This is a genomic window from Achromobacter sp. 46006 (assembly GCF_059761975.1).
On sequence record NZ_JCBANN010000063.1, the window covers coordinates 1 to 22,932 of the forward strand.

The following is a 22,932-nucleotide window of genomic DNA, read 5'->3' on the forward strand; positions in this document are numbered from 1 at the left end:
TGGCCCGCAAGGCATTCTCCATGCCCCGCTTGCCATCGTCGACCCACTGTTCGACCTCTGAGGGCGACAGGTCGTATTGGCGGCTGGCCTCGGCGACGGTGGTCTTGCCTTGAATGATGTCCAGCACCAGCGCACTCTTGCGCTTGGCCGTCCAGCGTTTGATGTCGTCTTCCATCTTCATGCTCATCGTCAATTCCCTCGATTATGACGTGAGCAGGTTTTCACTGGGTCAATACATCGATGCCGAGGACGGCAAGCTGTTCGTATGCCTGAACCCGCAGATCGCAGAGGCCGTGCTGGGACACCGGCCCCACTCGCGTATCGACCTGAACGAAGTCCGCCGCCTGAACACCGACCCGGCCAGGCTGATGCACCAGCGCCTATGTGGCTGGATTGATCCAGGCAAGCAGGGCAGCGTAAAACTGGACACGCTCTGCGCCTACATCTGGCCAGACGCAGCCAATGCCGAAGCGATGAAGAAACGCCGCCAAGTGACTCGCCGTGCGCTGATTGAACTGCACAACGTCGGTTGGGGCGTCAATGAATACAGCAAGGGACAATGGATTCTTCGACGGCCAACGAAAGGGAAAACTGGCGACGGCTCAGCCGACCTTGACCGGACTAACGTTCCCCCTTCGCCGGACTAACATTCCCTACCCTCCGGACTAACGTTCCCCTTCGTTTTCTAAAAAACACATCAAAAACATAAGGTTAGGGTAGGTTTGAAAAACCGATCCATGACTTATCCAAGAGATAATCCACTAGGCGCAGGCTTTGGGAGCCTTTGCCGTTCGGCCTTTGGCCGAGGTTTTACGCCAAGGAAGGGATAGAAACTTTCGAGCCTAACTACCGAATTTGGAACTCAGCAGCCCTGCGCAGCAGCCTCTGATTGAATGAACTGTTATGAGCCAACGTATTGCTGCCACAATCGCTGCCTCACCGCACGAGAAATCTTTACACGAGGTCTTGCCCCAGCAGTTGTGACAATACGGATCTTGAAAAAGCGGATGCGCAGCCAAGCCACATAGCGATTCTTGTGGAACAAGAATTTTTCAGGAGCGTCGAGATTTAGAAAAAAATCATTGGGGTAGAAGGCATGTCCTTCCTTTCCATCTGTCAACTCTAGCGGTAACTTGGAGCACAATTTTCCTATATTCCTATCCATGTACGGCTGAAGAAAAATGATGCCATTGATCAGCGGAAGTTCCCAACAATGATTTGTGACGGTCACAGGCCGAGGGCCAACATTAGTGAAGGAAAGTACAAAAACTTGTAGATCTAGGGTGTCTTGATTGGAAGACGGTAAAAGTCCTAGGGTCAGGGCAGATTTCAGGTTTATTCGTCGATCTCGAACTGATAGCCAAAGTGCCAATCCTGCAGTGCAGATTGTGCCAATTGCAGATAGCCAATTGGCAAAGCTGTTGACACACTCCCATGTCACGCAAGATGTAATGGCCATTCTGTGACTTCCCTATTGGGTACAGCGATTAACGAAATGAGATTTAAAAAGTGCAGTTTTTTGAATGCACTGCAACGCGAAGATAACGGCACAGCACTTGTCACAGGTTAATTTCACCCACAGGCACAAGGCATATGCCTTGCTAATCCCCTGGCGTACAACATTTTAAAACGTCTGTGGCTCGCTGCGTTGGTAGCTGCCTTGCGTCATGCAGCGTTCGACCAGGGCATCGCGATCTTTTCCTTCTGGCAACGTCTTCCAGTGATCGGGGGAACATTCGGCACCGGCTGATGCTGCGGGAGCCGTGCCTGTGGCAGACGCGCCTGGCACAGGCACGGCTGGCGTCTGCGCAGGCGGCGTAACGTCCTGCTGATCGCCGCACCCAGCCAGTGCTGCTGCCAGAAACCCCACAATGACCGCGCTCCTGAACCCCTGCATACCCCTGCTCCGTGGTCGCATCCGCGACGCCTGCAATCAATCAACAGCCCAAATTTTAGCGGCTAAAAAATGATCAATCTCGCAGGATGCCGTCCTGCCACAAAACCCACCCACCCGATGCTTCACAGACCGACATGCGCGATGTTGCTTGAAAGGTGCCAAGTTATTGACACTTGAGGGGCGGCCAGTCACTTAACCGCCATCAGATGAAAATGAGTGGTTAGGCAATTCCATCCACTTCGCACAAGCAGCAGCGAAGCACGATTGATAAACCCGATTCCACACCGATTAGAACGCGATTTTTCACGATTGCTGCGCGACTTAGCCGATTTCACAACGACCCACATGCAATCGACATTCGATAGTGGAAAAGTGGCGAAAGAATCTGTTTTGGCTATACGGAGAGTCGCGGCTGAAATGCGGGCAGGATGGGTGAAGTTAGCTAACCGGCAAGCCGGTTATCTATCTTCACTGTCCCTTATTCGCGCCGGGGGCGCTCAACGGGCATCCTGCTCTGCGAGGCTGTCCGGCTACCGCCGAAAAGAAATGGACTGCCCCCATGAGTGAACCAGTCAACTCAATCATCAGAAATTCGGGTTGATATTTTTTATGCCTTTGATACCATTTCCACCAAGCCCTTAAACGGTATCAGTAATGGCAAATTTGCATATTAGGAATTTATCGGATGAAGTGCACCAAGCACTGAAAATTAGAGCGGCGTTAAACGGAAGAAGCACCGAAGCAGAAATCCGTGAGATTTTGATCGCGGCAGTACAACCGCTGGACTTAGAAGAAATGGGCCGTGCGGTCGGGCTGGAAAAACCAGCAAAGCAGTAAAAATTCCGTGCAGGGTTGCACGGCACACACCAATCTCAACAATATCTTGCAAGGGCGTGATGGTGTCGCCCGGGCGGGTACCTTGACAGAGTCGTGGCGAACTGTCTCGTGATGGCCCAACCCCATGACCAGCCTTGACGGCGTTGTGGGGCAGATTAGCCGCAATAGCTAACCACATCACATCGAGGTACTCGACCATGAGACGCATCCGCCTTTTAGCGGCTAAATCCGCTATGGCCGTTGCAATCGCAACTGGCTTCATCACCACACCGACCTACGCGGGCATCCCCGTCACCGACGGCGGCAACCTGGTGCAGAACATCATGTCTGCGATGGAAGCGGTCGCCCAAACCGCCAAGCAGATCGAGCAATACCAGACCCAGTTGCAGCAGTACGAGAACATGCTGCAAAACACGATGGCCCCCGCTGCGTATATCTGGGATCAGGCACAGACCACCATCGACCGGCTGATCGCCGCGCAGAACACGCTGGCCTATTACGAAAGCCAGCTTGGCAGCTTGGATCGCTATCTGTCCAAGTTCCAGGATATTGCCTACTACCGTAGCTCTCCATGCTTTAACGGCAGCGGCGGCTGCACGTCTGCCGAGGAAGCCGCGATGGCAGAAAACCGCCGTCTCGCATCGGAGTCGCAGAAAAAGGCGAACGACGCCTTGTTCCAAACGATCAGCAACCAGCAAAAGGCTTTGCGCAACGACGCACGTACCCTTGAGCGTTTACAAACCGCTGCGCAAGGGGCCAGCGGCCAGTTGCAGGCCATCGGCTACGCCAATCAGCTTGCCAGCCAACAGGCCCACCAACTCTTGCAAATCCGCACCATGCTCACCGCCCAGCAGAACGCAGAGGCGGCACGCATCGCTGCCCAACTTGATGCCGAGGCCCAGGGCGAAGCGATGGAAGAAAGAATGCGGAAATGGGATTTCCAGTCGAGTTCACCGGATCGTTACTAAGGAGACAGACAGATGAAAAAAACCATCCTTCTCGCCTTTGTCGTCGGCCTGACCGGTTGTAGCGACGCGATGCCCGAACCCAACGCCGCCACCTGCGCTCCTGGTGCCTATGAAGAGGCGCTGGCGGAGATCAAGAGCAATTCCCAACGCCTGGCCTTCACGGAGGAATGCAAGAGCTTCCAGCGTGCCGAGAACATGCGGAAATGGGAGTTCAAACCCAGTTCACCTGATCGCTACTGAGGAGGCCACATGAAACGCATGATTATTGGCGTCCTGGCCGTTGGCACGTTCGCGTTGAGTGCCGAGCCTGCCTTTGCCGATGGCTTATCCAGCAGCAACGTCATGAACGACGTGCTGGATCGTTTTCACGATGCGGCGGCCACCTGGGGGCCAGCGATTCAATCCGCTGCCTCGCGCCTGTTCTGGTCGCTGGTCGTGATCTCGATGGTATGGACGTTTGGCCTGATGGCCATGCGCAAGGCAGACATAGGCGAGTTTTTTTCGGAGTTCGTCCGCTTCACCATCTTTACCGGCTTCTTCTGGTGGCTGCTTACGCACGCGAACACCGGCATGAATCTGGCTGGGACGATAGTCGCGTCACTGCAAACCCTGGGTGCCGAAGCCGGTGGACTGTCGAACAACAATCTCGGGCCTTCCAGCATCCTCGATCTTGGTTTCGAGCTGTACGACAAAACCGTCCAGGCAACGACAAAACTCGGGTGGCGCAAGCTGGCCACTGCCTTAACCATGGAGCTGCTGGCCATCGCCGTTTTGATCGTCCTGGCGCTGATCGCGATCAACCTGCTGTTGGTCACTGCATCGGCGTGGATTCTGCTTTACGCCGGTGTTTTCTTCTTGGGCTTTGGCGGGTCGCGTTGGACTTCGGACATGGCGATCAACTACTACAAAACCGTGCTGGGCGTCGCTGCCCAACTGATGGCCATGATTCTCCTGGTCGCCATCGGCAGGCAGTTCATCAACCACTATTACGACCAGATCAGCGAGGGCATGGCATCGCAGGAGCTGGCCGTCATGCTGGTGATCTCCTTGATTCTTCTGTTCCTGGTGAACCGAGTGCCTGCGATGATCTCCGGCATCGTCACTGGTGCCAGCGTGGGCGCGATCGGCAGTGCCGGCAGCTTTGGTGCCGGTGCGGCAGTAGGAGCCACTATGACAGCCGCCAGCCTGGCTACAGGCGGCGTCGCAGCGGCTGGCAAAGCCATGATGGGAGCCGCAGGCGTGGGGTCGGCGGTTCAGGCGGCAATGCAGAAAGCAGCGGGAAGCATGAGCAACGGCAGTGATATGCCGGGCCTAGGCTCCGTGAGTGGAAACGCGGGCAGTAAAAATGACGCCGCCGGTACGGCTGGTGGTTCACCGTTCGCCCAGGCCGCAGGCTTTGGAGGCAGTGGAGGCGATTCAGGCGGCGGTTTCTCTCGGGCAGCGAAACTGGCAGCAGGCACCGTAGGGGAGCTTGCCAAGGGTGCCGGTGCAGCAGTCAAGCAACGCGCTCAACAGCGCGTCAGCGAAACCGCAGGCGGGAAACTGGCGGCCTCGATCCGCGCAAGCATGGAACCACCCAAGGCCGACAACACTGATGCTGCTGCATTCGATGGCGACAGTCTGGGCGGTGCTGGATCCACTGGCGGCGGTGACGGATGGATCAACCAAACCGGGGGATTCAGCGAACTATCGGAAGCCGACCAGGCGCAGGCAATGGAATCCCATGCCGAATGGCAAGCCAAGAGTGAAGGCAATACGTTCGACGTCGAGGACTATGTCTCGTATGTCCAGGAACGGCAGCAGGAGCGCAACTCGGAAATTGATGCATTCGTGAACCGCGACAACAGGAGCTAAAGCAATGACAACACCCTACCTGGCCGCGTTCGCCATACTGGACGAACGTACCGTCGAACCATGCTATTTCGAGCCGGTCGACGCCCCATCCGGCGATGAGACCGTCGATGCGGCAGCAGAGAGCGCGGCGTTCGTCTCACGGCCCAACGGCTCGCAAGAACACGACCGCATCAAGCCCGAGACACGGACAGCGGTTAGCCATATCACTAACGACAAAAGCCCGTTTGCCGAAGCGGCGGGACTGTAAAGCGCACGGGGCAGGTGTTGCCACACCGACCCCGTACTTCCATTTGCACCTGATAGGAGGTGGATCATGGCAACTATGAATAGTAACGAAGCGGTCGAGGCTGTGCATCATGCAGCGGCTCTGCTAGGCGACCTGAAATGGCTAGACCAGGACACGGCGCGTCAGCTTTCACCAATGGCCGAAGCGGTGGCCAATATGTTCGTCGTGCTTTTTTACCAGGCGGAAACTGGCCAGGCGACGCAGGAGGATTTCCGTGATGCCCTGGCGGCAATTCAACAGACGCTGCCCCCGGCGTAGGCGCTGCGCGAAGCGGTAAGAATAAGAAGAATATTATTATTCTTACCGGATTATTTTCCGTAGAACGACAAGGGCGACCCGGTGGTCGCCCTGTTTACTCCTCGGCAGGCCACTCCCTGCCTACCGATGGCGCATCGACCCATTCGCGCTCTTCGGGCGGCAACGGGTATGCACCTGAGGATTCCAGGCCTTCCAGCAACTCACCCATCGTATAGCGTGGCGGCCATTGCCTGGCAGCGTGCAGCAATCGCAGCACACGCACCAGAGCACCCGACAGGTCATAGACCAGGATGTAGTTCCGATGAGCCACCAGTTCCCTGGTGCCGGGTACACGCCCCGTCCTGCCAAGACTGGGATGTTCGACCAGAAGGCTGGCTTTTTCTGAAAATAGCTCATCCAGGGCCAGCGCCGCCGCTGGAGCGTGCTGCACGATGTATTCGCGTATCTTCTTCCTGTCGGCGTGCGCTTGCCGTGTCCAGACCAGCTTCACGATTCTGCGGGGCTGCTGGCCAGTTTGCGGCGCACCTCGGCACGCCAGGCTTCGGCCTCAGCTTCCACCTCTGCGGCGGCGATCACGTCACCTGCGTTGGCTGCATCCAGGCCGACCTGCACTTGGCGACGGAACCAAGCATCATGCGCAGCCGCTTCCTCTTGCTGCCGCACGAAATCACGCATGAAGTCACGCAACAACTGGGCGCTGCTGCGGTCGCGTGCCTTGGCAGCGTTAGAGAACTCGGCTTTCAGCGACTCATCGACTCGGAAGGTGAAGGTAGCTTCGCTCATAACGCAACCCTAATGTGTTACATGGTAAGTGCAATATAACACAGGAGCTGATGCTGGCGTGCGCTCATATGGTCGCCCTTATTTTTGCCTCTGTGGGCCTCCGCCTTCGTACCGATCCGGTTGCCAACATTTCGCATCCGCTTGTACGTTCTCTGGACGGATCAGGACACCAGCCACAGCAAGTATCATACCGACTAGTGCCTACGGCATTTATATTCGTTGATTACTGGCGCGACAGAAACAAGGAAATCAAATGGCCATGAAAAACCCACCGCATCCGGGACTACTCATTCGAGATGATGTAATGGCTCCCCTGGGTTTATCGTTAGATGGCGCAGCGACCAGGTTTGGAGTAGAGGCGGAGTATCTTTCTGTGGTGATAGAAGGTTGCGAACCTTTAAACACGGCGCTTGCAGCTAATTTGGAAAAAACCGGAATCAGCACAGCAAGAGCATGGCTTGCCATGCAGCAAGCATTTGACAAGGAGAAGGCTATGACTCAGCAAATCCAAGACGAACAGATTGTGCCGTTTTTCATTACAGAGGAAATCGAAGCAGAAATGACCAGCAGGGGCTACGTCTTCGAGCCTCCAAACCATGCAAGAACGGTAAGTCTGCCAGAGATTCTGGCAGCACTATCTGATGAAGAGCTAGCTAAGTGGGATGGCTCGTTAGCAGATGAAGAGCGAAAGAAAAGGCTACAACGACGAGATATTTCTGAAAGCTTTTAATGCCCGAGGGTGCATCTGCAATGAAAATTACTTAAGCCTGCCAGCCAGTTAAAAATCTCTTTTTAACTTAAAAATCTGCACCGCAGACAAAGCTGCACCACCGAGATTGTCGAGTTTCGATCGGTAAAATTTTTTGCAAAACAAACGTGTTGCAGAATCCAAATTTTCCTCTGGCAGCACTTTAAAGCTAGACCGCCTCAAGTGCTCACCATCAAACTCACCAACAAAAAAACGCCTTGATGTTAATCCATTGCACGCAAGAGTATCCACAAGGAGAATGCCCTGAAAGGATTTTCGCTTAAGTTCTTTTTCTACTTTTGGCAAAAACACTTCCGGCCTCTCATCACTTAAAGAGAAGCTAATCATTGGAAAATTCTGGGAGGGCCCTTTCTGAATGGAGTAGCCCTTCTGTAACTTACCCATTTCTTTGCCTATGAATTTCCATATAAGTGGCCTCTATGGTACGAAGCACGTCATATACGATATTCGCAGCTTCTCCTCTATCTTCAATAATTCTACTCATTACAGGCGCATGGCCATCAGCATGAAACAAGGCATTGCGATGCTGATTGTGTAGTTCATACGATTTTTCAATTGCCGCTATGGTTTGACGGCATTTAATCTTTTCAGCGCACCCCGACTTTAAAGCACCTTGCGAGGTGAAGAATGCGCTCAAACCTTGTTGCGGACCGACTGGCTGCTCGTTATCCACCAACAATTGCTTCATATAGAACTCCAACCCTCTTAAGGCCGGAAAAGCAACAAAAGAATAATCGGGGAACTGCGTAGAAATTTTCGCCAGCATTAATGCTGGCATCACAATTGCGCAGCCTGTATCTCCGAGATAATCAGCAGCTAAAGGCAAATGTTGCCTCAACTCATCATGGAGCGCATCGACAGTGATGGGAACCTGCAAAACATCCAACTGTGCCTGAAGCACCTCCCGCTTGTCCTCGTGCAACTCACTGAGAACTGAGGCAACCATAGCATAAACAGCCATAGGCCGCCCCTGCATCATGAACTTGCCCGTATGGAAACGGTGCAGGTAGACCCGATCTTGTTGCGGGCCTACAACTGATATTCTCACCCCATGTCGCAGCGGCTCATCCGAAACATTGCAACCTTTTGATTCTAAAAGTTCGCGCAGGAAATCCCATGTTTCCTGCGGCAAGTCTCCGAGAACCAAAGGTCGGCGCTCATCTCCTCCCTGCCTCTCGGTAGAGGCAACCACATGCTTAGCCAACTCATCAGAAAGGGGTTGATTTTTCCCCACTTTCGGTTGGAGCGTCGTGCTCCCATCACGGTTTTGGTAAACATGTAATAGCGCAGGCTCTTGCCCTGGCGGCGTAACTCTGAACTCCAAAAATTTACCTTTCGCAGTCGGGCCCTCAACAGCACCAGAACATCCCTGAGCAAACTCGCGAACACACCCTTCAATGGCTTCTTGGTTAAGGTTCAGTGACTTATATGACATGTCTTCACGGGTATGAGGTATTGAGATGCTTGTAGGGACAAGTAGCAGGCAGCAAGGAAAGCATTCTATTACATTTGTAGCATATATAGCCGACCGTCATGCCACATATCTAGTAGAGACGCTTTGCCAAATCCTCTGCCTTCGGATGGTAGTACCGCATCAACATCCTAGGATCGCGGTGCCCCGTAATCTTCGTCAGTTCATGCATAGGAAACACTTCTGCCAACCTGGACGTCGCTTCATGCCGCAAATCATGAAACCGTAAATCCACCAAAAACCCATTCCGAGGCGGCACACCCATTTCCTCACACTCCAGCTCATACCGCCCACGCGCCCGCTGTACAGCCCGCTCAAACGCCCGCGTTACACCATCAGGCCGTACCGCAAACACAGCCCCTTGCCCCTGTTCCTTGGCGTCCAATCCATCGCGTAGTGCCTGCAACACCGCAACCGCCTTGGACGACAGCGGCACATCCCGCGCACTCCCGTTTTTCGTCGCCGGTAAATGCGCCACACGACGCTTCAAGTCGATATTTTCCCAGCGCAGCCCCACGATCTCCCCGCGCCGCATAGCCGTCTCTACAGCCAATCGAATGATCGAAGGCAGCAGCGCCGAAGAACTGGCCGCCATCACGCGCTCCAACTCGCCATCCTGCATCTGCCGTGCCTCATCATCGGCATCCGGCGCAGCCCCCTCCAACGTCACCACACGCCGCACACGCGCATTATTGGCCGCAGGCTTGCGCACGACCTCGACCGGGTTGGAAAGGCTCTCCATGCCCCATTCCTTGCGTGCCACGTTGAACACATGCGACAGCACCGCCAGGCGGCGCAGCACGGTAGCCGGTGCATAGTCTTGCAACCAGGCATCGCGCAAGCTGGCAATGTCGGCACCACGGATGGACGCCAAGGGACGAAGGGCCAGCGGCAGGGTCAGCAGCATCCTGATGATGGAATCCTCCTGTACCTTGCCTTTCTTGTGCGGCACGATCTCGGCCTGGTAGCGTTCCAGGGCTTCGCGCAGCGTGGTGGACTCGGCTTCGCCGCGACTCAGCCACACGCCTCGCGCCATCTCGGATTCGATCATCTTGGCCCAGGCTTCCGCCTCGGCCTTGGTGTTGAAGGTCTTGCTCTGCGCGGGGTAGCCCCGCTTGCGTATCTGCGCTTCCCATTGATACGGGCCGCGCTTGCGAAAAGTTGCCATGCCACAACGTCCAAAACCAGTGTGGCAAAATTGTGGCAAATAACCGTTAATCAGTCAAAAATCATTGATTTTATTGACTTGTAATTAGCGTTCGCAATGCGAAGGTCGGGAGTTCGATCCTCCTCCGCTCCACCAAATTCCAGACGGAAAAGCCTTGGAAACACAACGTGTTCCAGGGCTTTTTCGTTTCTACAGGCTGGGGCTTGAAGATCCGCTTCCGTATCCCCGATGCCAGGCTCAGCGGCGTGCGCGCCACGGCTTGAGCGTGTGCAAGTCGAGCAGCGTGAACTTGCCGCTGTCCTGCCATCCACCCGTGTCGATGTAGAAGACATTGCCCAGTTGCGCCGGCTTGCGCAGCGTCATGTGCCCATGGACAACCGCCCGCACATTGCGGACAGGCCGGGCATATTGCAGGCGATAACGGTCTATGGACCACAGGCATGCATCCTCGTCCTGCGCGCTGAAGGCGGCACCATGGATCGCTTGCCAGTCGTCATACGGAAAGTCGGCATGCACCAGGCCGACGACACCGCCCGGCGTTTCCACCTCGATTGCCAACGGCAGGGCGTTCAGGCAAGCCCCGATGCGGGCCTGGGTATCACCATCGCATGCGTCCAGCCATTCGCCGCCGTGGAGGCGATGATCGACGTGGGGGATCGGGTTGTTCAATGCCCGCCGCCACGTCATGAGATCGTGATTCCCGCAAATGGCATGAAACCACGGACGCTCCAGCCAAGCCAGGACATCGGCGGACTCCGGCCCGCGATCGACGAGGTCGCCTACCGCGAATAATCGGTCATTCTCGGGCGAGAACCTGGCAGCGGCCAGCGCCGCCTCGAGCCGGCCGAAATGGCCGTGGATGTCGCCCACCGCCAAATCGCGGCCCGTGGCGTTCAAGCCGAAGCGCTGCACCCGTGAATTTCCGGGCCTCATGCCTGATTCCATGCCGTGTCCTGCCGCTTATCCCGAGCAATCCGTCATGATACGCGGTGACATCCCGGCGCGAGCCCCGTGTCGTCCTCCCCTGCCGCTGGCCCGCCCTTACCCCGACTGACGCGCCTGGTTCGCCCGCCGCGCCACGGTCTGGTCCTGGCGGCGCGGATCGTCCGCCGCATGCCCGGCCCGCCGGCCGCGCAGCCGGTGGGCGATGGCGTCATAGAGCCACACACCCGGCGTACGCATCGCCAGGCACACCAGCACGACCAGCAGCAGCGCCAGCAATGCGGCGCACAGCGAGATCATGGCGCACTTCCCGAAGGCTCGGCGCGCAGGTGGCGCCGGATCGTTCGCGAGAAACCGATTGAGTCTTCCCCCAGGATCGGCGGAATGCCGACGAAGCCGCGTTCGCGCAGGGTCCGCAAGGGCACCTGGGTATCGAGTCCGCCCTGTTCGTAGAGGTATTCGGGCAGATAGCCCGACAGCAGGATGCGGTAGTCCAGCGGCAGGCCGGGCACGATGGCGCGCACCATGCGGTACACCAGCGTGGTGCAGTTGGCGGTGACGGTGTGGTAGAAGCGCGGAGTGTCGGCCAGTTCGTTGGCGGTGCGCACGTATGACAGGAACAGGGCGCGCATGGCGTCCGCCGGCATGCGCACCGGATAGATATAGACGTTCTCGGCGCGCGGCCCGGCGCGCACGTAGAGGACGTCGCGTTCGTCGGCGGCCACCACGCTCAGCTCGAACTTCTTGAAGAACCCGCCCAACTCCGAGAACTGCTCGCCGCGTTCCTTGCGGATCTCGACCGAGAACACCAGGTGGCGGCCATCGGCGAAACCGAACGAGACCAGGGTGTGGGCGATGGCCGGGCCGTCCCAGTACGACAACACCATGTCCACCGATCGCAGGTCGTCCAGGTCGTAGACGCGGGTTTCCCAGCGCGGCGTGTAGTCGCTGTCCGAGCGCCATTTGAAGTCGCGCACATTGTCCAGCGTGACGATGCTGCCGTTGACGCTGCCGCGCAGGGGGCGGGCGACGTCGTCGGCCCAGACCCTGTCGTTGGAGGGCGCGATGCCCTGCCACCACGCCATCAGCGCGAGCACCGCCAGCAGATAGGCCCACAGCGCGGGCCGGCGCCGCAAGCGGCCGACGCCATGCCACAGGCGCAGCAACGCATACAGCCCCAGCGCGACCCAGGCCAGCATCAGCGCGGCCTTGCCCCAGACGGCCGCGGGCCCTTGGTACCAGAACGCCAGGCAGGCCCACGCGATGGAAAACAGCATCAGCAGGCTGAGCGCGACCCGGCCCAGCACCCGCAGATAACGGCGGGCCCGGCCCCAGCGCGCGAAGTCAGAGGCCGGCGCCATGTTGGCTCACGATTTCCAGCACGCCGTTGATGACGAACTGCACGCCCATGCAGACCAGCAGGAAGCCCATGATGCGCGAAATCGCCTCGACCCCGCCGTTGCCGATCAGGGCGACGATGCGGCCGGCCGAGCGCAGGCAAACCCAGAATAGCAGCCCCAGCAGCGTGAAAACGATGAGCGGCGTGACGGCGATGGTCCAGGCAGGGTAATGGCTGGCGGTCTCGCCGCCAACCGTCGAGGCCGCGCTGATGATCATGGCGATGGTGCCCGGGCCCGCCGTTCCCGGCAGCGCCAACGGCACGAAAGCGATGTTCGGCACCTGGCGGTGCAGGGCCACGTCGGCGGCGACGTCGGCCTCGCGGTCATCGCTGGCCGCATTGGCCGCCGACGGAAACAGCATGCTGAAGCCGATGCTGACCACGATCAGCCCGCCGGCGATGCGCAATCCGGGAATCGAGATGCCGAACGTGGACATGATCCAGGCCCCGGCGTAGTACGTCACCAGCATGATGCCCACCACGTAGCAGGCGCCCTGTCGGATCTGGCGTTCGCGCTCTTTGTAGGGAATATGCTGCCCCAGGGACAGCAGCATGGTCATGGAGGTCAGGGGATTGGCCAGCGGCAGCATCAGCGCCAGGCCCAGGCTGACCAGCTTGCCCAGTTGAACCAGATCATCAATCATCGCGGCGGGGAGAAAACGGTGAAACGGAACGGAGGCACGGCGCCTTCCTGCGGGAACATCGATTGAGGTACACCGCAGAGTGTAATGTAAGCAAAGGCGAATCTCCGTATCCTGAACCGCACTCCGGTACCATGCTGTCCGGGTGGCCGCCCGCCACGCTCTCGATACAGGAATTCCGCCCCGTGCCCCGCCATCGCCCGCGCCGCTGGTTCGCCGCCCTGACCTTGCTGTTCGCCGTGCCCGCCCTGCCCGCGCTGGCGGCCATGGATTGCGCCCGGGCGCGCACGCCTACCGAAAAGACGCTGTGCGCCGATCCCGCGCTGTATCAGTTGGATGCATCGCTGGGCGCGACCTACGCCAGGCTGCGCGCGGCCCAGCCAGGGCAGAACGAGGCATTGCGCCAGGCGCAGCGCGCCTGGCTCAGGCAGCGCAACGACTGCGGCGCCGACGCCGTTTGCCTGCGCGGGCGCTACGAATCCCGGCAGGTGCAATTGCAGGCGCAACTGGACCGCGCGCAAGCCTACCGCCCCGACGCCACAGACCGACAGGCGCTGGAGGACCTGCGCCAGGCAATCGAGACCGCGCGCCAGGCAGACCCGGAGTTCGCCGTGGAAAACGCGCTGGCGGCGCGCTCGCTCAAGCGCGAGGCGACTGCCTTTCGCAACGTGCGCGCGGCGGATGGCGACGACCTGGCGCGCCTGCCCGCCACGCGCCCGGCGGGTGTCAGCGAGGACGAGTGGGCGGCCGTGCTGGCGTCCGGCCTGGCATCCGATGCCGAGGACGGCTCCGTCTCCTACCTGCTCCTGGACCTGGACGGCGACGGCCGCCGCGATCTGGTGATCGACAGCTACATAGGTGGCACCGGGCTGTTTTCCGAAGTCAGCGCTCTGCGCCGTGACGGCGCGCGCTTCCTGCCGGCCGATCTGCAAGGCGGGCCGGACGCCGGCGCCCTGCTCTATACGATCAATGGCCGCGGCGCCAGCCAGTCGGGCGAATGGATCCGGCTGCGTGGCCGCGTCTACGCCGTCTACCGCGTCGGCGCGTACGGCGAAGACCGGCTCTATCTGCTGCGGCCGCTGCGGCGCGTCGGCGATGTGCCGACGCTGACCGTGCGCTACCGTTACGAACTGTCGGTGCCGCGCGAACAAAAGCGCCCGGACCAGGGCGCGGCCAGGGTGCTGGACGACACCCTGCACGCAGCCCTGGCGCGCGCCGTGGCCGGCGTGCCCGTTGACCGCGCCCCGGGCGACGCGCCCGGCCGCGAGCCCCTGTGCCCGGTGCCGGCCGGCACCGCCTCCGACGAGAGCGCTGCCTACTATGGCTTCGGACCGGGCCACTACAGCTACGAAACCATCGCCGACGTGACCGTGCAGGCCGGCTCGCGCTGCTATGTGGGCCGGGTGGTGGACTGGTTCGGCTACTACAGCGCGCAGTCGGGCCTGGCGGCGCAGATCTGGATCCGCGCCCCCGGCCCCGACGGCCAGCAAGACGCCTTCGACCTGCGCGGCAAACGCCGCGCCATCGGCGTCGAACCCGGCATCGGTCCGGTGGCCGGCGACAACGGCGCGTAGCGGGCGTTCAGGCCGCCGGCCTGCGCCAGTGGCGCGCCGCCAGCGCCAGCAGGCGCGCGTCGGCGCCCTCGGCCGCCACCAACTGCAACGCCACCGGCAGGCCGCCGACAAAGCCCGCCGGCAAGGCGATGGCCGGCAACCCCAGCAGGTTCCACGGATTGGTCAGGCCCAGCAGTGTCTCGCGCACGGCGGCGCTGCCGGGGCCGGCCACGCTGCGCTGTTGCAGCGCCGGCGCGGTGATCGCCACCGCCGGCAACGCCAGCACATCGACCCGCTCGAAGATGCCCGCGAACACGCCGCGCAACTGCTCGCGGGTGTTGCACGCGCGGACATATTCCCAGCCCTGCACCGGACGCGAGGCGCGCAGGCGCTCCAGCACTTCGGGATCGAACTTGCCGGGTTCGTCCTCGACACGCTCGGCATGCACCGCATAGGCTTCCGAGCGCTGGATGGCGCCCAGCGCCGCCTGCAGCGCGCGGGCGTGGCGCGTGACCTCGGCGCCGTCGACCAGCTTGCCGCCGAAGCCTTCGGCGGCGGCGCGGACGCAGGCCGTGACCGCCGCATCGTCGATGGCGAACGGCGCGTTCGGCACCCACATCATGCGCGGCGCGGCCAGGCCGGGATCGGCCGCGTCGGCATGGGCGCCGATCGCGCCGCCGGACAGCGCCTGCATGAACGCCTGCGCGTCCTCGACGCTGTTGGCCAGCACGCCGGCATCCTCGATGCTGGGCGCCAGCGGAAACACGCCGCGGGCCGAGACGCGGCCGTGGGTCGGCTTGAAGCCGACCACGCCGCACAAGGCGGCGGGCACGCGCACCGAGCCGCCGGTGTCGGTGCCCAGCGCCACCGGCACCATGCCCGCGGCCACCGCGGCGCCGCTGCCGGCGCTGGAACCGCCCGTGATCTGGCTGGTGCGCCACGGGTTGCGCGCCGCGCCCTGGGCACTGCGGTCGCCGGTGGGGCCGTAGGCGAATTCATGCGTCAGGGTCTTGCCGATGACGATAGCCCCCGCCGCGCGCAGCAGCGCCACGCAGTCGGCATCCGCCGCCGGCCGATGGCCGAGGAAATGCGCCGCGCCCATGGTGGTGGGCATGTCGGCGGTGTCGACGTTGTCCTTGATGGCGACCGGAATGCCGTGCAGCGGACCGCGCACCTGGCCACCGGCCCGTTCGGCGTCCAGCGCGCGGGCCGTGGCCAGCGCGGCCTCGATCCCGACATGCACGAAGGCATTGAGCTGCGGATTCAGGCGCTCGATGGCGGCCGCCGCGTGGCGCACCAGCGTCTCGGCGTCGAGCGCGCCCTGGCGCATGGCGTCCTGCAGGTCAGCCAGGCTGCGGCCGGCGAAGAAACCGGGTTCGACGGCCAGCGCCGCCAGCGGGGTTGATGTTGCGTTCATTGCGCGGCTCCCTGGTATCTGGCGGGCAGGCGCGGGCCGACACCCGGGCGCACCTGCAGCATGGCGATCATGCCGATCGCGGTGGCGACCGAGGCGGCCACGAACATGACCGAATAGCCGTGGCGCGCCGCCAGGTAACCAGTCAGGGTCGGCGCCAGGATCGAGGCGATGTTGGCGAAGAAGTGCATCAGGCCGCTGAAGGTGCCGACGCGGCTGGCGGGCGCGGTGTCGATCACCACCGCCCAGTAGACCGAGTTGGGCAGCGCATTGAGCGCGTTGGCCAGGGTCATCAGCGCGATCACGGCGAACACCGATTGCGCCTGCGATACCAGCAGGAAGCACAGGGTGGTGGCCAGCAGGCAGGCCGCGGCCAGCCAACTGCGCGCGACCTTCAGGCTGCCGGTGCGCTTGAGCAGCAGATCGGAAATGCGGCCGCCCAGCAGCACCGTGACGCAAGCGCCGGTCCAGGGAATCATGCCCATGTACCAGAGCGACGACAGGCTGTAGCCGAAAGTGTCCTGCAGGTATTTGGGGGTCCAGGTCAGCAGCAGGAAATTGACGTAGTTGAACGAGAAATAGCCCAGGGTGTTCAGCAGCAGGGTCTTGCTGCGGAAGAAACTCCACCACGGCAGCGTGGCGCCCTCGCCGCCCTGCCCGGCCGCCTGCTCGGCGCGCGCCGCCTGGATCTCGCGCAGCTCGTCCGCAGACACGCGCGGATTGGTGTCGGGCCGGTCGGTGAAGATGCGCATGAACAGCACCAGCACCAGCAGGCCGGCCGCGCCCAGGATATAGAACATGGCGCGCCAGCTACCGGTCAGGCTCAACAGGCCCACCGCCACCGGCGCCGTCAACAGTGCGCCCAGCGGCGTGCTGAGCAGGCCGAAGCCGACCACGAAGCCGCGTTCGCGCGGCGTGGCCCAGTTGGCGATGGTCTTGTTGATGATGGAGTACGCCGGCCCCTCGGCCGCGCCGAACAGGATGCGGATGGTGGCAAAGCCAGCCAGCGCCGAGCCTCCCAGGAAAGCCAGGCCGAAGTCGCCGGCCCAGGCGGTGGCGATCTCGAAGATCGACCAGGTCACGCCGGCCACGATCCAGACCTTGCGCGGGCCGAAGCGGTCGGCCAGCATGCCGCCGAACAGCGCGCCGAACATGTAGCCGTAGCCGAAGTAGCCCAGCACGGCGCCCCAGTCGCCCCGATCCAGGCCGTATTCGCCGGTGATATGGGCGGCGGCATAGGACATGGCGCCGCGGTCGATGTAGTTGATCAGCGCCAGCAGCACGACCATCGTGAAAATTCGGTAACGGAACCGCGAGTTGCGGGATTCAAGTGTCATTGCGATCAATCCAGTCGATTTACCCAAACGTTTGGGTTGCGCAATGCTAAGGGCTCGGAAAACAAAAATCGACACCGTGTAAACCCTAGGTTGCCGTCAAAGCGGCGCAGACGGTATTCGTGCGTGTATCCTCCAGCCCCATGAACAAATCCCGCCCTGTCACGCTGCAAAGCCTGGCGCGGCAGCTCGGTCTGAACGTATCGACCGTGTCCCGCGTCCTCAATGGTTCCGAGGACGACGCGCGCGCCGCCGCCGCGCCGGACACCGTCAAGCGGGTCCGGGCGCTCGCGGCCGAGTTGCAGTATCAGACCAATCCGCACGCGGCCAGCCTCAAGACGCGCCGTAGCCGCACCATCGGCGTGCTGGTGCCGCGTCTGTCGGACATGGTGCTGGCCACCATCTACGAAGGCATCGACGAGGCTGCCGCCGAGCACGGCTACCTGACCTTCGTGTCCAACACCCAGGACGTGCCCGACAAGCAGCGCAAGCTGATCGACATGGCGCTGGCGCGGCGCGTGGACGGCCTGATCCTGGGCGATGCCCACAGCCACGAGGGCGCGGCGCCCAATCCGCTGCTGGCCGAGCTGGCGCAACGCGATGTGCCGTTCGTGCTGGTCAGCCGCCACGCCGACGACCACTGCGCCGTCACCTGCGATGATGTCGAAGGCGGTCGGTTGGCGGCCGAGCACCTGCTGGCCATGGGCCACCGGCGCATCGCGGTGATGGTGGGCGAACCCTTCACCAGTACCGGCCGCGACCGCTCGGCGGGCTTTTTCGCGGCCTGCGCCCGGCACGGCGTCGACGTCCCGGCCGCATGGCGCATCGAAAGCCCATTCGACACCGACGCCGGCCGCCAGGTGGGCGCCCGCCTGCTGGCCGGCCCGGACCGCCCCACCGCCATCTTCGCAGTCAACGATTTCCTGGCGGTCGGCGTGATGGGCGCGGCGCGCGAGCACGGCCTGGAGGCCGGGCGCGACGTGGCCGTGGTGGGCTACAACGACACGCCGCTGGCGGGCGCGCTGCCCATCGGCCTGACCACCATCCGTTCGCCCATGCACGAGATGGGACGACTGGGGCTGGAACTGCTGCTGCGCAAAATCGCCGGCGGCCGCCCGGACAGCTTGCGGCTGGCGCCCACGCTGGTGGTGCGCGGCAGCAGCGACCGGCCGATACCGGGCTGAACCGCGCCGACAGGCTCGACAGCCGGCCACAGGGCCAACCGCCAGGCCCGATCGGCCCGGACGATCACCGTTTCCCTCACCCCCGCGCCGGTTTGGGCGCCCGCGTCGCCGGGAACGTCGGCACGTAGCGGTCGATCAGGCAGCGCGGCCGCGGTTGGCGGCCGACCAGGGCTGAACCCGCAACGACGGACCGGCAAAGCCCCTTCGGCACGGACGGTCTTGCTTGACGGCGCACTCGCGCTCGCCATACTCTTATTTGAACGATCATTCCAAAATTTACGCCATGCGTACCAAGGATTTCGAACCCGACGAAGTCGCCGACGCCGCCATGCAGGTGTTCTGGCGGCGCGGCTACGCCGCGACCTCCGTGCAGGATCTGGTGGACGGCACCGGGTTGGGGCGCGGCAGCCTCTACAACGCCTTTGGCAGCAAACAGGGCCTGTATGAAGCCGCGCTGCGGCGCTATCACGAACTGACGGCTGCCAACCTCGATCTGCTGGCCCGCCCCGGCAAAGCGCGCGAACGCATCGGCCGCCTGCTCGACTTCATCGCCGACGACGAACTGCGCGAGGCCAGCCGCCGCGGCTGCCTGGTGGCCAACGCCTCGCTGGAGATGGCGGGGCAGGATGACGTGGTGGCCGAACTGGTGCGGCGCAATTTCCAGCGCCTGGAAAAAGCACTGGAGAAGGTCCTGGCCGAGGGCCAGGCCAGCGGCGAAATCGACAACGGCAAATCGCCGCGTGCGCTGGCCCGCTTCATCGTGGCCACCATCCAGGGCCTGCGGGTGGTGGCCAAGGGCAGCAATGCCCGCGAACGCCGCCAGTGGCTGGGTGACGTGATCTCGGTGGCATTGGGCGCGCTCTAGGACACATCAGGCATACTTCGGCCTCTGGGCGCCGCACATTTTTTCGTTCATTTTGGAACGATCGTTCCAATTCAATCACCACGCGCGGCCACGGCTTCCGGCCGGGCCACCGTCGCTAGCGCCATGACGCCGGCGCGGTGCCTGTCTGCGCCATGTATCCGCATCGGCGCCACCTGGCGCCCAAGGTGCGCCGGCTGATCGACGATATCGCGGCCCGGTGGCAGCATGGCGCGCCTTGGGGCGGAGGCGGGCCGGGTGCAATTTGAATCAGCTATGATGATGATCAGCATCGTTCCTCTCGATGCAAGTGTCCGCGCCCGGCAGCCTGCCCGGCATCGCGCGGCACCGCGCGGCCCTCGCGCCGCGCCTGCCTGACCCGCCTTACCCCGGAGTTTTTCTTGAGCGACATCTACCACTTCAGCCGCGGCACCGCGCCGCTGCTGATCTCCATCCCCCACCTGGGCAGCCAACTGCCCGATGCCCAGCGTGCCCGCATGACGGCTGTCGGCCAGCAGTCCGGGGACACCGACTGGCACCTGGACACCCTGTACCAGTTCGCCGATGCGCTGGGCGCATCCGTACTGGGCGCGCGCTACTCGCGCTACGTGGTCGACCTGAACCGCCCGCCCAACGACGAAAGCCTGTACCCCGGCCAGACCAAGACCGGCCTGTGCCCCACCCACACTTTCCGTGGCGAGGCGCTGTACCTGAACCAAGCGGCGCTGACGGAAGACGAACGCGAACATCGCCTGCAGACCTATTGGCAGCCATACCACGCCAAGCTGCGCGAGGAACTCGACCGCATCCGCGCCGAACACGGCACGGTGCTGCTGTGGGAAGCCCATTCGATTGCCAGCGTGCTGCCGCGCCTGTTCGAGGGCAAGCTGCCCGACCTGAACCTGGGGACCGCCGGCGGCGCCAGTTGCGCGCCCGACATCCTGGACGCGATCACCGCACGCCTGCCCGGTTGCGGCTATACCAGCGCGGTGAACGGCCGCTTCAAGGGCGGCTACATCACGCGCCACTACGGCTCGCCGGCCGAAGACATCCATGCGGTGCAACTGGAAATGTGCCAATCGACCTACATGGACGAGTCCTACCCCTACGCCTACCAGCCGGACACGGCCGCCAAGGTGATCCCGGTGGTAGAGGGCATGGTGCGCGCCGCGCTGGCACGGACGCTGGCGCGCAAGCGCTGATTCGGGCAAGGGCCGGGGCCATCCCGATGAACCGCCTGTCCGGCCGCGATGCCGATGCCTATCCCGAGTGGAGCCTGCTGCTGACCTGGGTCGCGGTGGTGCAGGCCGCCTCGGTGTCGGGTGCGGCCCGGCTGCTGGGCCTGTCGCAGGCGGCGGTTTCACAACGGGTCAAGCAGTTGGAGGCCGCGCTGTCGACCGAACTGCTTGACCGCAGCACCCGCCCGGCACGCGCCACGGCGGCGGGCGATCTGCTGTTCGAGCATGCGTCGCGGCTCCTGGAACAGGCCGGCGACATGACCGACAGCGTGCGCAACCTGAGCCGCGCGCGGCGCAACATCGTGCGCGTCGGCTGCGTCGATCCGTTCGCCGGCGCACTGGGACCGATGCTGATCCACGGCCTGTCCGGCGCCTCGCGCCAGATCCGGCTGTGCTCCGGCATCGCCCCGGTGCTGGACAAGCAACTCGAGGAACGCCAGTTGGATCTGGTGATCAGTACCGGCGCCGCCGCCAATGCCCCTGCCATCCGCAAGCTCGGCCTGTTCAGCGAACCCTACCTGCTGGCGCTGCCGCGCGCGCTGGCGCCGCGCGATGCGCACTCGCTGGCGGACCTGGCGCGCCACTTCCCGTTCATCCGCTACGGCCCGCGCTCGCACCTCGGCGCCGCCATCGACCGGCTGCTCGAATCGCGCGGCCTTTTCATCGAGCGGACCTTCGAGTTCGACAATACCGACCCGCTGCTCAGCCTGGTCACGGCCGGCCTGGGGTTCGCCATCAGCACGCCGCTGTGCATCTGGCAATCGCGCCATTTCGTCGACCAACTGCGCGTGCTGCCGCTGGCGCCCTGCCTGGACAATACCCGTGCCGACGCGCCCGACCTGGCGCGCGGCTTCTACCTGGCGTCGCGGCCGCAGCAAGCCGGCAGGCTGCCGGCCGAGGCCCGCAGCGTGATCCTGGCGGCGGTCGAGCGGCTGATGCGGCAAGAGGTGGCGCCCGCCCTGGGGCTGCCGCCGGCCACGCTGTGGCGCAGCCTGCGGCGCTGAGCCCGCCCGCGCCCCCCAGGCGTCACGACACCGCGCCGCGCCCGTAACCGCCTTTCAACGGCGCCCCGCGTCCTTCTTCGGCCAGGAATTCCACCAGCGCCGGCAGCGATGCATCCATCGGCCGGTTGGCATGGACGCGCATCACGTACCCCCACGACCCCGGCATGCGCAGGCCCGGCGTCAAGGCCACCAACCGGCCACTGGCCAGTTCCTCGTCAACCAGCGGCGCGCGCCCCAGCGCAATGCCGACGCCGGCCGCGGCAGCGGCCAGCACCGTGCTCAGGCCGCTCAGCACCAGCGGGTCCTGGCCGGCGCTTTCCGGCAGGCCAAGACGCGGGCGCCAGGTGCGCCAGTCGGTTTCGGGGCTGTCTATGTGCTTTTCCTCCAGCCAGCGATGGCGCATGAAGACGGCGGGATCGTCGCGTTCATCGGGCGCGACCAGCGCCGGACTGCACACCGGCACCACGGTTTCCGTCATCAGCGGAATGTCGCCCGGCGCGGCCAGGTGCGGCCCCAGGGCGCGCACGTGCAGGAAGGCCAGGTCGATGTCCTGGGACTTCCAGGCCGGGTCCTGGCTGGCGTGCAGGAACACCTGGATGTCGATGTCAGGGTGCAATTCAATGAAGCGGCCGATGCGCGGCGCCAGCCACAAGGCCGCCAGCGACGGGTTGGCCGACACGTTCAGGTTGTAACGCCGCTTGCCGCGGGCGCTGGCCCGGGCATTGCGGCAGGCGGTCTCGATCAGGGTCAAAGCCTGTTGTACGGAAGCCAGCAAGGCGGCGCCAGCCTCGGTGGTTTCCGCGCGGCGCACCGTGCCGCCCCGGCGCAGCAGGCTCACGCCCAGGTCTGCCTCCAGCGCGCGCAACTGGTGGCTGACGGCGCTCTTGGTGACATTGAGCTCGGCCGCGGCGCGGCTGAGGCTGCCCAGGCGGGCGACCGCCTCGAAGGCGCGCAGCGCCGCCAGCGGCGGCATATGGGTGGGCAGGGTCGGCATGGGTTGAGTTTATCTCAACCCATGATTGAATAACTATCGCTATCGCCCGGGCGCCGAATGCGTGACCATGCAGGCT

Annotated in this window: 28 protein-coding genes; 13 read left to right on the forward strand and 15 right to left on the reverse strand. The window is 62.7% G+C overall.

The annotated features are described in order from the left end of the window. Positions 1-187 (reverse strand): DUF1153 domain-containing protein (locus tag AC6LKG_RS22195; protein WP_498168217.1); only part of this gene is annotated, 187 nt, incomplete at its 3' end. Here AC6LKG_RS22195 and repC point away from each other — a divergent pair. Next, positions 180-647, forward strand: a complete 468-nt coding sequence (gene repC / locus AC6LKG_RS22200; protein ID WP_498168220.1) for a replication protein C, IncQ-type — start codon at positions 180-182, stop codon at positions 645-647. The genes AC6LKG_RS22195 and repC overlap by 8 nt on opposite strands. Before the next feature lie 254 nt (positions 648-901). On the opposite strand, the gene AC6LKG_RS22205 is transcribed toward repC, so the two are convergent. Continuing rightward, entirely contained in the window at positions 902-1,459 is a 558-nt protein-coding gene (locus AC6LKG_RS22205) for a hypothetical protein (protein WP_498168222.1), read from the reverse strand. Positions 1,460-2,551: 1,092 nt separating this feature from the next. On the opposite strand from AC6LKG_RS22205, the gene AC6LKG_RS22210 reads away from it, so the two are divergent. The 6 genes from AC6LKG_RS22210 to AC6LKG_RS22235 all read left to right on the forward strand — a co-directional run bounded on the left by AC6LKG_RS22210 (position 2,552) and on the right by AC6LKG_RS22235 (position 6,100). Continuing rightward, positions 2,552-2,734, forward strand: a complete 183-nt coding sequence (locus AC6LKG_RS22210; protein WP_113751794.1) for a FitA-like ribbon-helix-helix domain-containing protein — start codon at positions 2,552-2,554, stop codon at positions 2,732-2,734. A gap of 197 nt (positions 2,735-2,931) precedes the next feature. Beyond that, positions 2,932-3,702: a P-type conjugative transfer protein TrbJ gene (trbJ, locus tag AC6LKG_RS22215; RefSeq protein ID WP_498168224.1), complete on the forward strand. Its 771-nt coding sequence runs from the start codon at positions 2,932-2,934 to the stop codon at positions 3,700-3,702. 12 nt (positions 3,703-3,714) lie between these two features. Next, positions 3,715-3,942 carry an entry exclusion lipoprotein TrbK gene (trbK, locus tag AC6LKG_RS22220; RefSeq protein WP_498168227.1) on the forward strand — a complete coding sequence of 76 codons (228 nt, stop codon included), beginning with the start codon at positions 3,715-3,717 and terminating at the stop codon, positions 3,940-3,942. A gap of 9 nt (positions 3,943-3,951) precedes the next feature. Continuing rightward, positions 3,952-5,556: a P-type conjugative transfer protein TrbL gene (gene trbL / locus AC6LKG_RS22225; RefSeq protein WP_498168230.1), complete on the forward strand. Its 1,605-nt coding sequence runs from the start codon at positions 3,952-3,954 to the stop codon at positions 5,554-5,556. 4 nt (positions 5,557-5,560) lie between these two features. Beyond that, positions 5,561-5,803 carry a hypothetical protein gene (locus AC6LKG_RS22230; RefSeq protein WP_498168233.1) on the forward strand — a complete coding sequence of 81 codons (243 nt, stop codon included), beginning with the start codon at positions 5,561-5,563 and terminating at the stop codon, positions 5,801-5,803. Positions 5,804-5,869: 66 nt separating this feature from the next. Next, positions 5,870-6,100, forward strand: coding sequence for a type I toxin-antitoxin system ptaRNA1 family toxin (locus tag AC6LKG_RS22235; RefSeq protein ID WP_415834735.1), 231 nt, complete (start codon positions 5,870-5,872; stop codon positions 6,098-6,100). Positions 6,101-6,194: 94 nt separating this feature from the next. Here the strand turns inward: AC6LKG_RS22235 and AC6LKG_RS22240 are convergent, their stop codons facing one another. Then, positions 6,195-6,590, reverse strand: coding sequence for a type II toxin-antitoxin system RelE/ParE family toxin (locus AC6LKG_RS22240; RefSeq protein ID WP_498168235.1), 396 nt, complete (start codon positions 6,588-6,590; stop codon positions 6,195-6,197). Next, complete coding sequence (locus AC6LKG_RS22245; protein WP_498168237.1) at positions 6,587-6,883, reverse strand: CopG family ribbon-helix-helix protein; 297 nt, start codon at positions 6,881-6,883, stop codon at positions 6,587-6,589. Before AC6LKG_RS22245 ends, AC6LKG_RS22240 begins: the two co-directional genes overlap by 4 nt. Before the next feature lie 253 nt (positions 6,884-7,136). On the opposite strand from AC6LKG_RS22245, the gene AC6LKG_RS22250 reads away from it, so the two are divergent. Then, a complete protein-coding gene (locus tag AC6LKG_RS22250) occupies positions 7,137-7,613 on the forward strand; it encodes a HigA family addiction module antitoxin (protein ID WP_498168240.1) in 477 nt (158 codons plus the stop codon). Positions 7,614-7,661: 48 nt separating this feature from the next. Here the strand turns inward: AC6LKG_RS22250 and AC6LKG_RS22255 are convergent, their stop codons facing one another. From AC6LKG_RS22255 to AC6LKG_RS22285, 7 genes are all read right to left on the reverse strand, one after another. Further along, positions 7,662-7,979 (reverse strand): type II toxin-antitoxin system RnlB family antitoxin, encoded by a 318-nt coding sequence (locus tag AC6LKG_RS22255; protein ID WP_498168243.1) that lies wholly within the window; start codon positions 7,977-7,979, stop codon positions 7,662-7,664. A 49-nt stretch (positions 7,980-8,028) separates the two neighbouring features. Beyond that, positions 8,029-9,087 carry a type II toxin-antitoxin system RnlA family toxin gene (locus AC6LKG_RS22260; RefSeq protein ID WP_498168245.1) on the reverse strand — a complete coding sequence of 353 codons (1,059 nt, stop codon included), beginning with the start codon at positions 9,085-9,087 and terminating at the stop codon, positions 8,029-8,031. A 109-nt stretch (positions 9,088-9,196) separates the two neighbouring features. Further along, positions 9,197-10,291: an integrase gene (locus AC6LKG_RS22265; RefSeq protein ID WP_498168247.1), complete on the reverse strand. Its 1,095-nt coding sequence runs from the start codon at positions 10,289-10,291 to the stop codon at positions 9,197-9,199. Between the two features lie 237 nt (positions 10,292-10,528). Then, positions 10,529-11,236, reverse strand: a complete 708-nt coding sequence (locus tag AC6LKG_RS22270) for a metallophosphoesterase (RefSeq protein ID WP_498168249.1) — start codon at positions 11,234-11,236, stop codon at positions 10,529-10,531. Between the two features lie 96 nt (positions 11,237-11,332). Continuing rightward, complete coding sequence (locus AC6LKG_RS22275) at positions 11,333-11,533, reverse strand: hypothetical protein (protein WP_498168251.1); 201 nt, start codon at positions 11,531-11,533, stop codon at positions 11,333-11,335. Continuing rightward, positions 11,530-12,594, reverse strand: coding sequence for an Lnb N-terminal periplasmic domain-containing protein (locus AC6LKG_RS22280; RefSeq protein ID WP_498168253.1), 1,065 nt, complete (start codon positions 12,592-12,594; stop codon positions 11,530-11,532). Before AC6LKG_RS22280 ends, AC6LKG_RS22275 begins: the two co-directional genes overlap by 4 nt. Next, positions 12,578-13,276, reverse strand: coding sequence for a MarC family NAAT transporter (locus AC6LKG_RS22285; protein WP_498168255.1), 699 nt, complete (start codon positions 13,274-13,276; stop codon positions 12,578-12,580). The genes AC6LKG_RS22280 and AC6LKG_RS22285 overlap by 17 nt, the downstream gene beginning before the upstream one ends. Positions 13,277-13,458: 182 nt before the next feature. On the opposite strand from AC6LKG_RS22285, the gene AC6LKG_RS22290 reads away from it, so the two are divergent. Next, entirely contained in the window at positions 13,459-14,847 is a 1,389-nt protein-coding gene (locus tag AC6LKG_RS22290) for a lysozyme inhibitor LprI family protein (RefSeq protein WP_498168257.1), read from the forward strand. A 7-nt stretch (positions 14,848-14,854) separates the two neighbouring features. On the opposite strand, the gene AC6LKG_RS22295 is transcribed toward AC6LKG_RS22290, so the two are convergent. Together AC6LKG_RS22295 and AC6LKG_RS22300 are read right to left on the reverse strand one after the other, a co-directional pair. Next, positions 14,855-16,243 carry an amidase gene (locus AC6LKG_RS22295; protein WP_498168259.1) on the reverse strand — a complete coding sequence of 463 codons (1,389 nt, stop codon included), beginning with the start codon at positions 16,241-16,243 and terminating at the stop codon, positions 14,855-14,857. After that, a complete protein-coding gene (locus AC6LKG_RS22300) occupies positions 16,240-17,577 on the reverse strand; it encodes an MFS transporter (RefSeq protein WP_498168262.1) in 1,338 nt (445 codons plus the stop codon). The genes AC6LKG_RS22295 and AC6LKG_RS22300 overlap by 4 nt, the downstream gene beginning before the upstream one ends. A gap of 140 nt (positions 17,578-17,717) precedes the next feature. Between AC6LKG_RS22300 and AC6LKG_RS22305 the strand changes: the two genes are divergently transcribed. Both AC6LKG_RS22305 and AC6LKG_RS22310 read left to right on the forward strand, forming a co-directional pair. Beyond that, positions 17,718-18,758, forward strand: coding sequence for a LacI family DNA-binding transcriptional regulator (locus AC6LKG_RS22305; protein WP_498168265.1), 1,041 nt, complete (start codon positions 17,718-17,720; stop codon positions 18,756-18,758). 283 nt (positions 18,759-19,041) lie between these two features. After that, positions 19,042-19,623 carry a TetR/AcrR family transcriptional regulator gene (locus AC6LKG_RS22310; protein ID WP_498168268.1) on the forward strand — a complete coding sequence of 194 codons (582 nt, stop codon included), beginning with the start codon at positions 19,042-19,044 and terminating at the stop codon, positions 19,621-19,623. Between the two features lie 71 nt (positions 19,624-19,694). On the opposite strand, the gene AC6LKG_RS22315 is transcribed toward AC6LKG_RS22310, so the two are convergent. Beyond that, entirely contained in the window at positions 19,695-19,913 is a 219-nt protein-coding gene (locus AC6LKG_RS22315) for a hypothetical protein (RefSeq protein ID WP_498168271.1), read from the reverse strand. Between the two features lie 108 nt (positions 19,914-20,021). Here AC6LKG_RS22315 and hutG point away from each other — a divergent pair, with 108 nt between their 5' ends. Together hutG and AC6LKG_RS22325 are read left to right on the forward strand one after the other, a co-directional pair. Then, positions 20,022-20,822: an N-formylglutamate deformylase gene (gene hutG / locus AC6LKG_RS22320; protein WP_498168273.1), complete on the forward strand. Its 801-nt coding sequence runs from the start codon at positions 20,022-20,024 to the stop codon at positions 20,820-20,822. A gap of 26 nt (positions 20,823-20,848) precedes the next feature. Beyond that, positions 20,849-21,862, forward strand: a complete 1,014-nt coding sequence (locus AC6LKG_RS22325) for a LysR family transcriptional regulator (RefSeq protein WP_498168275.1) — start codon at positions 20,849-20,851, stop codon at positions 21,860-21,862. A 22-nt stretch (positions 21,863-21,884) separates the two neighbouring features. On the opposite strand, the gene AC6LKG_RS22330 is transcribed toward AC6LKG_RS22325, so the two are convergent. After that, a complete protein-coding gene (locus AC6LKG_RS22330; RefSeq protein WP_498168277.1) occupies positions 21,885-22,856 on the reverse strand; it encodes a LysR substrate-binding domain-containing protein in 972 nt (323 codons plus the stop codon). Positions 22,857-22,932 lie beyond the last annotated feature (76 nt).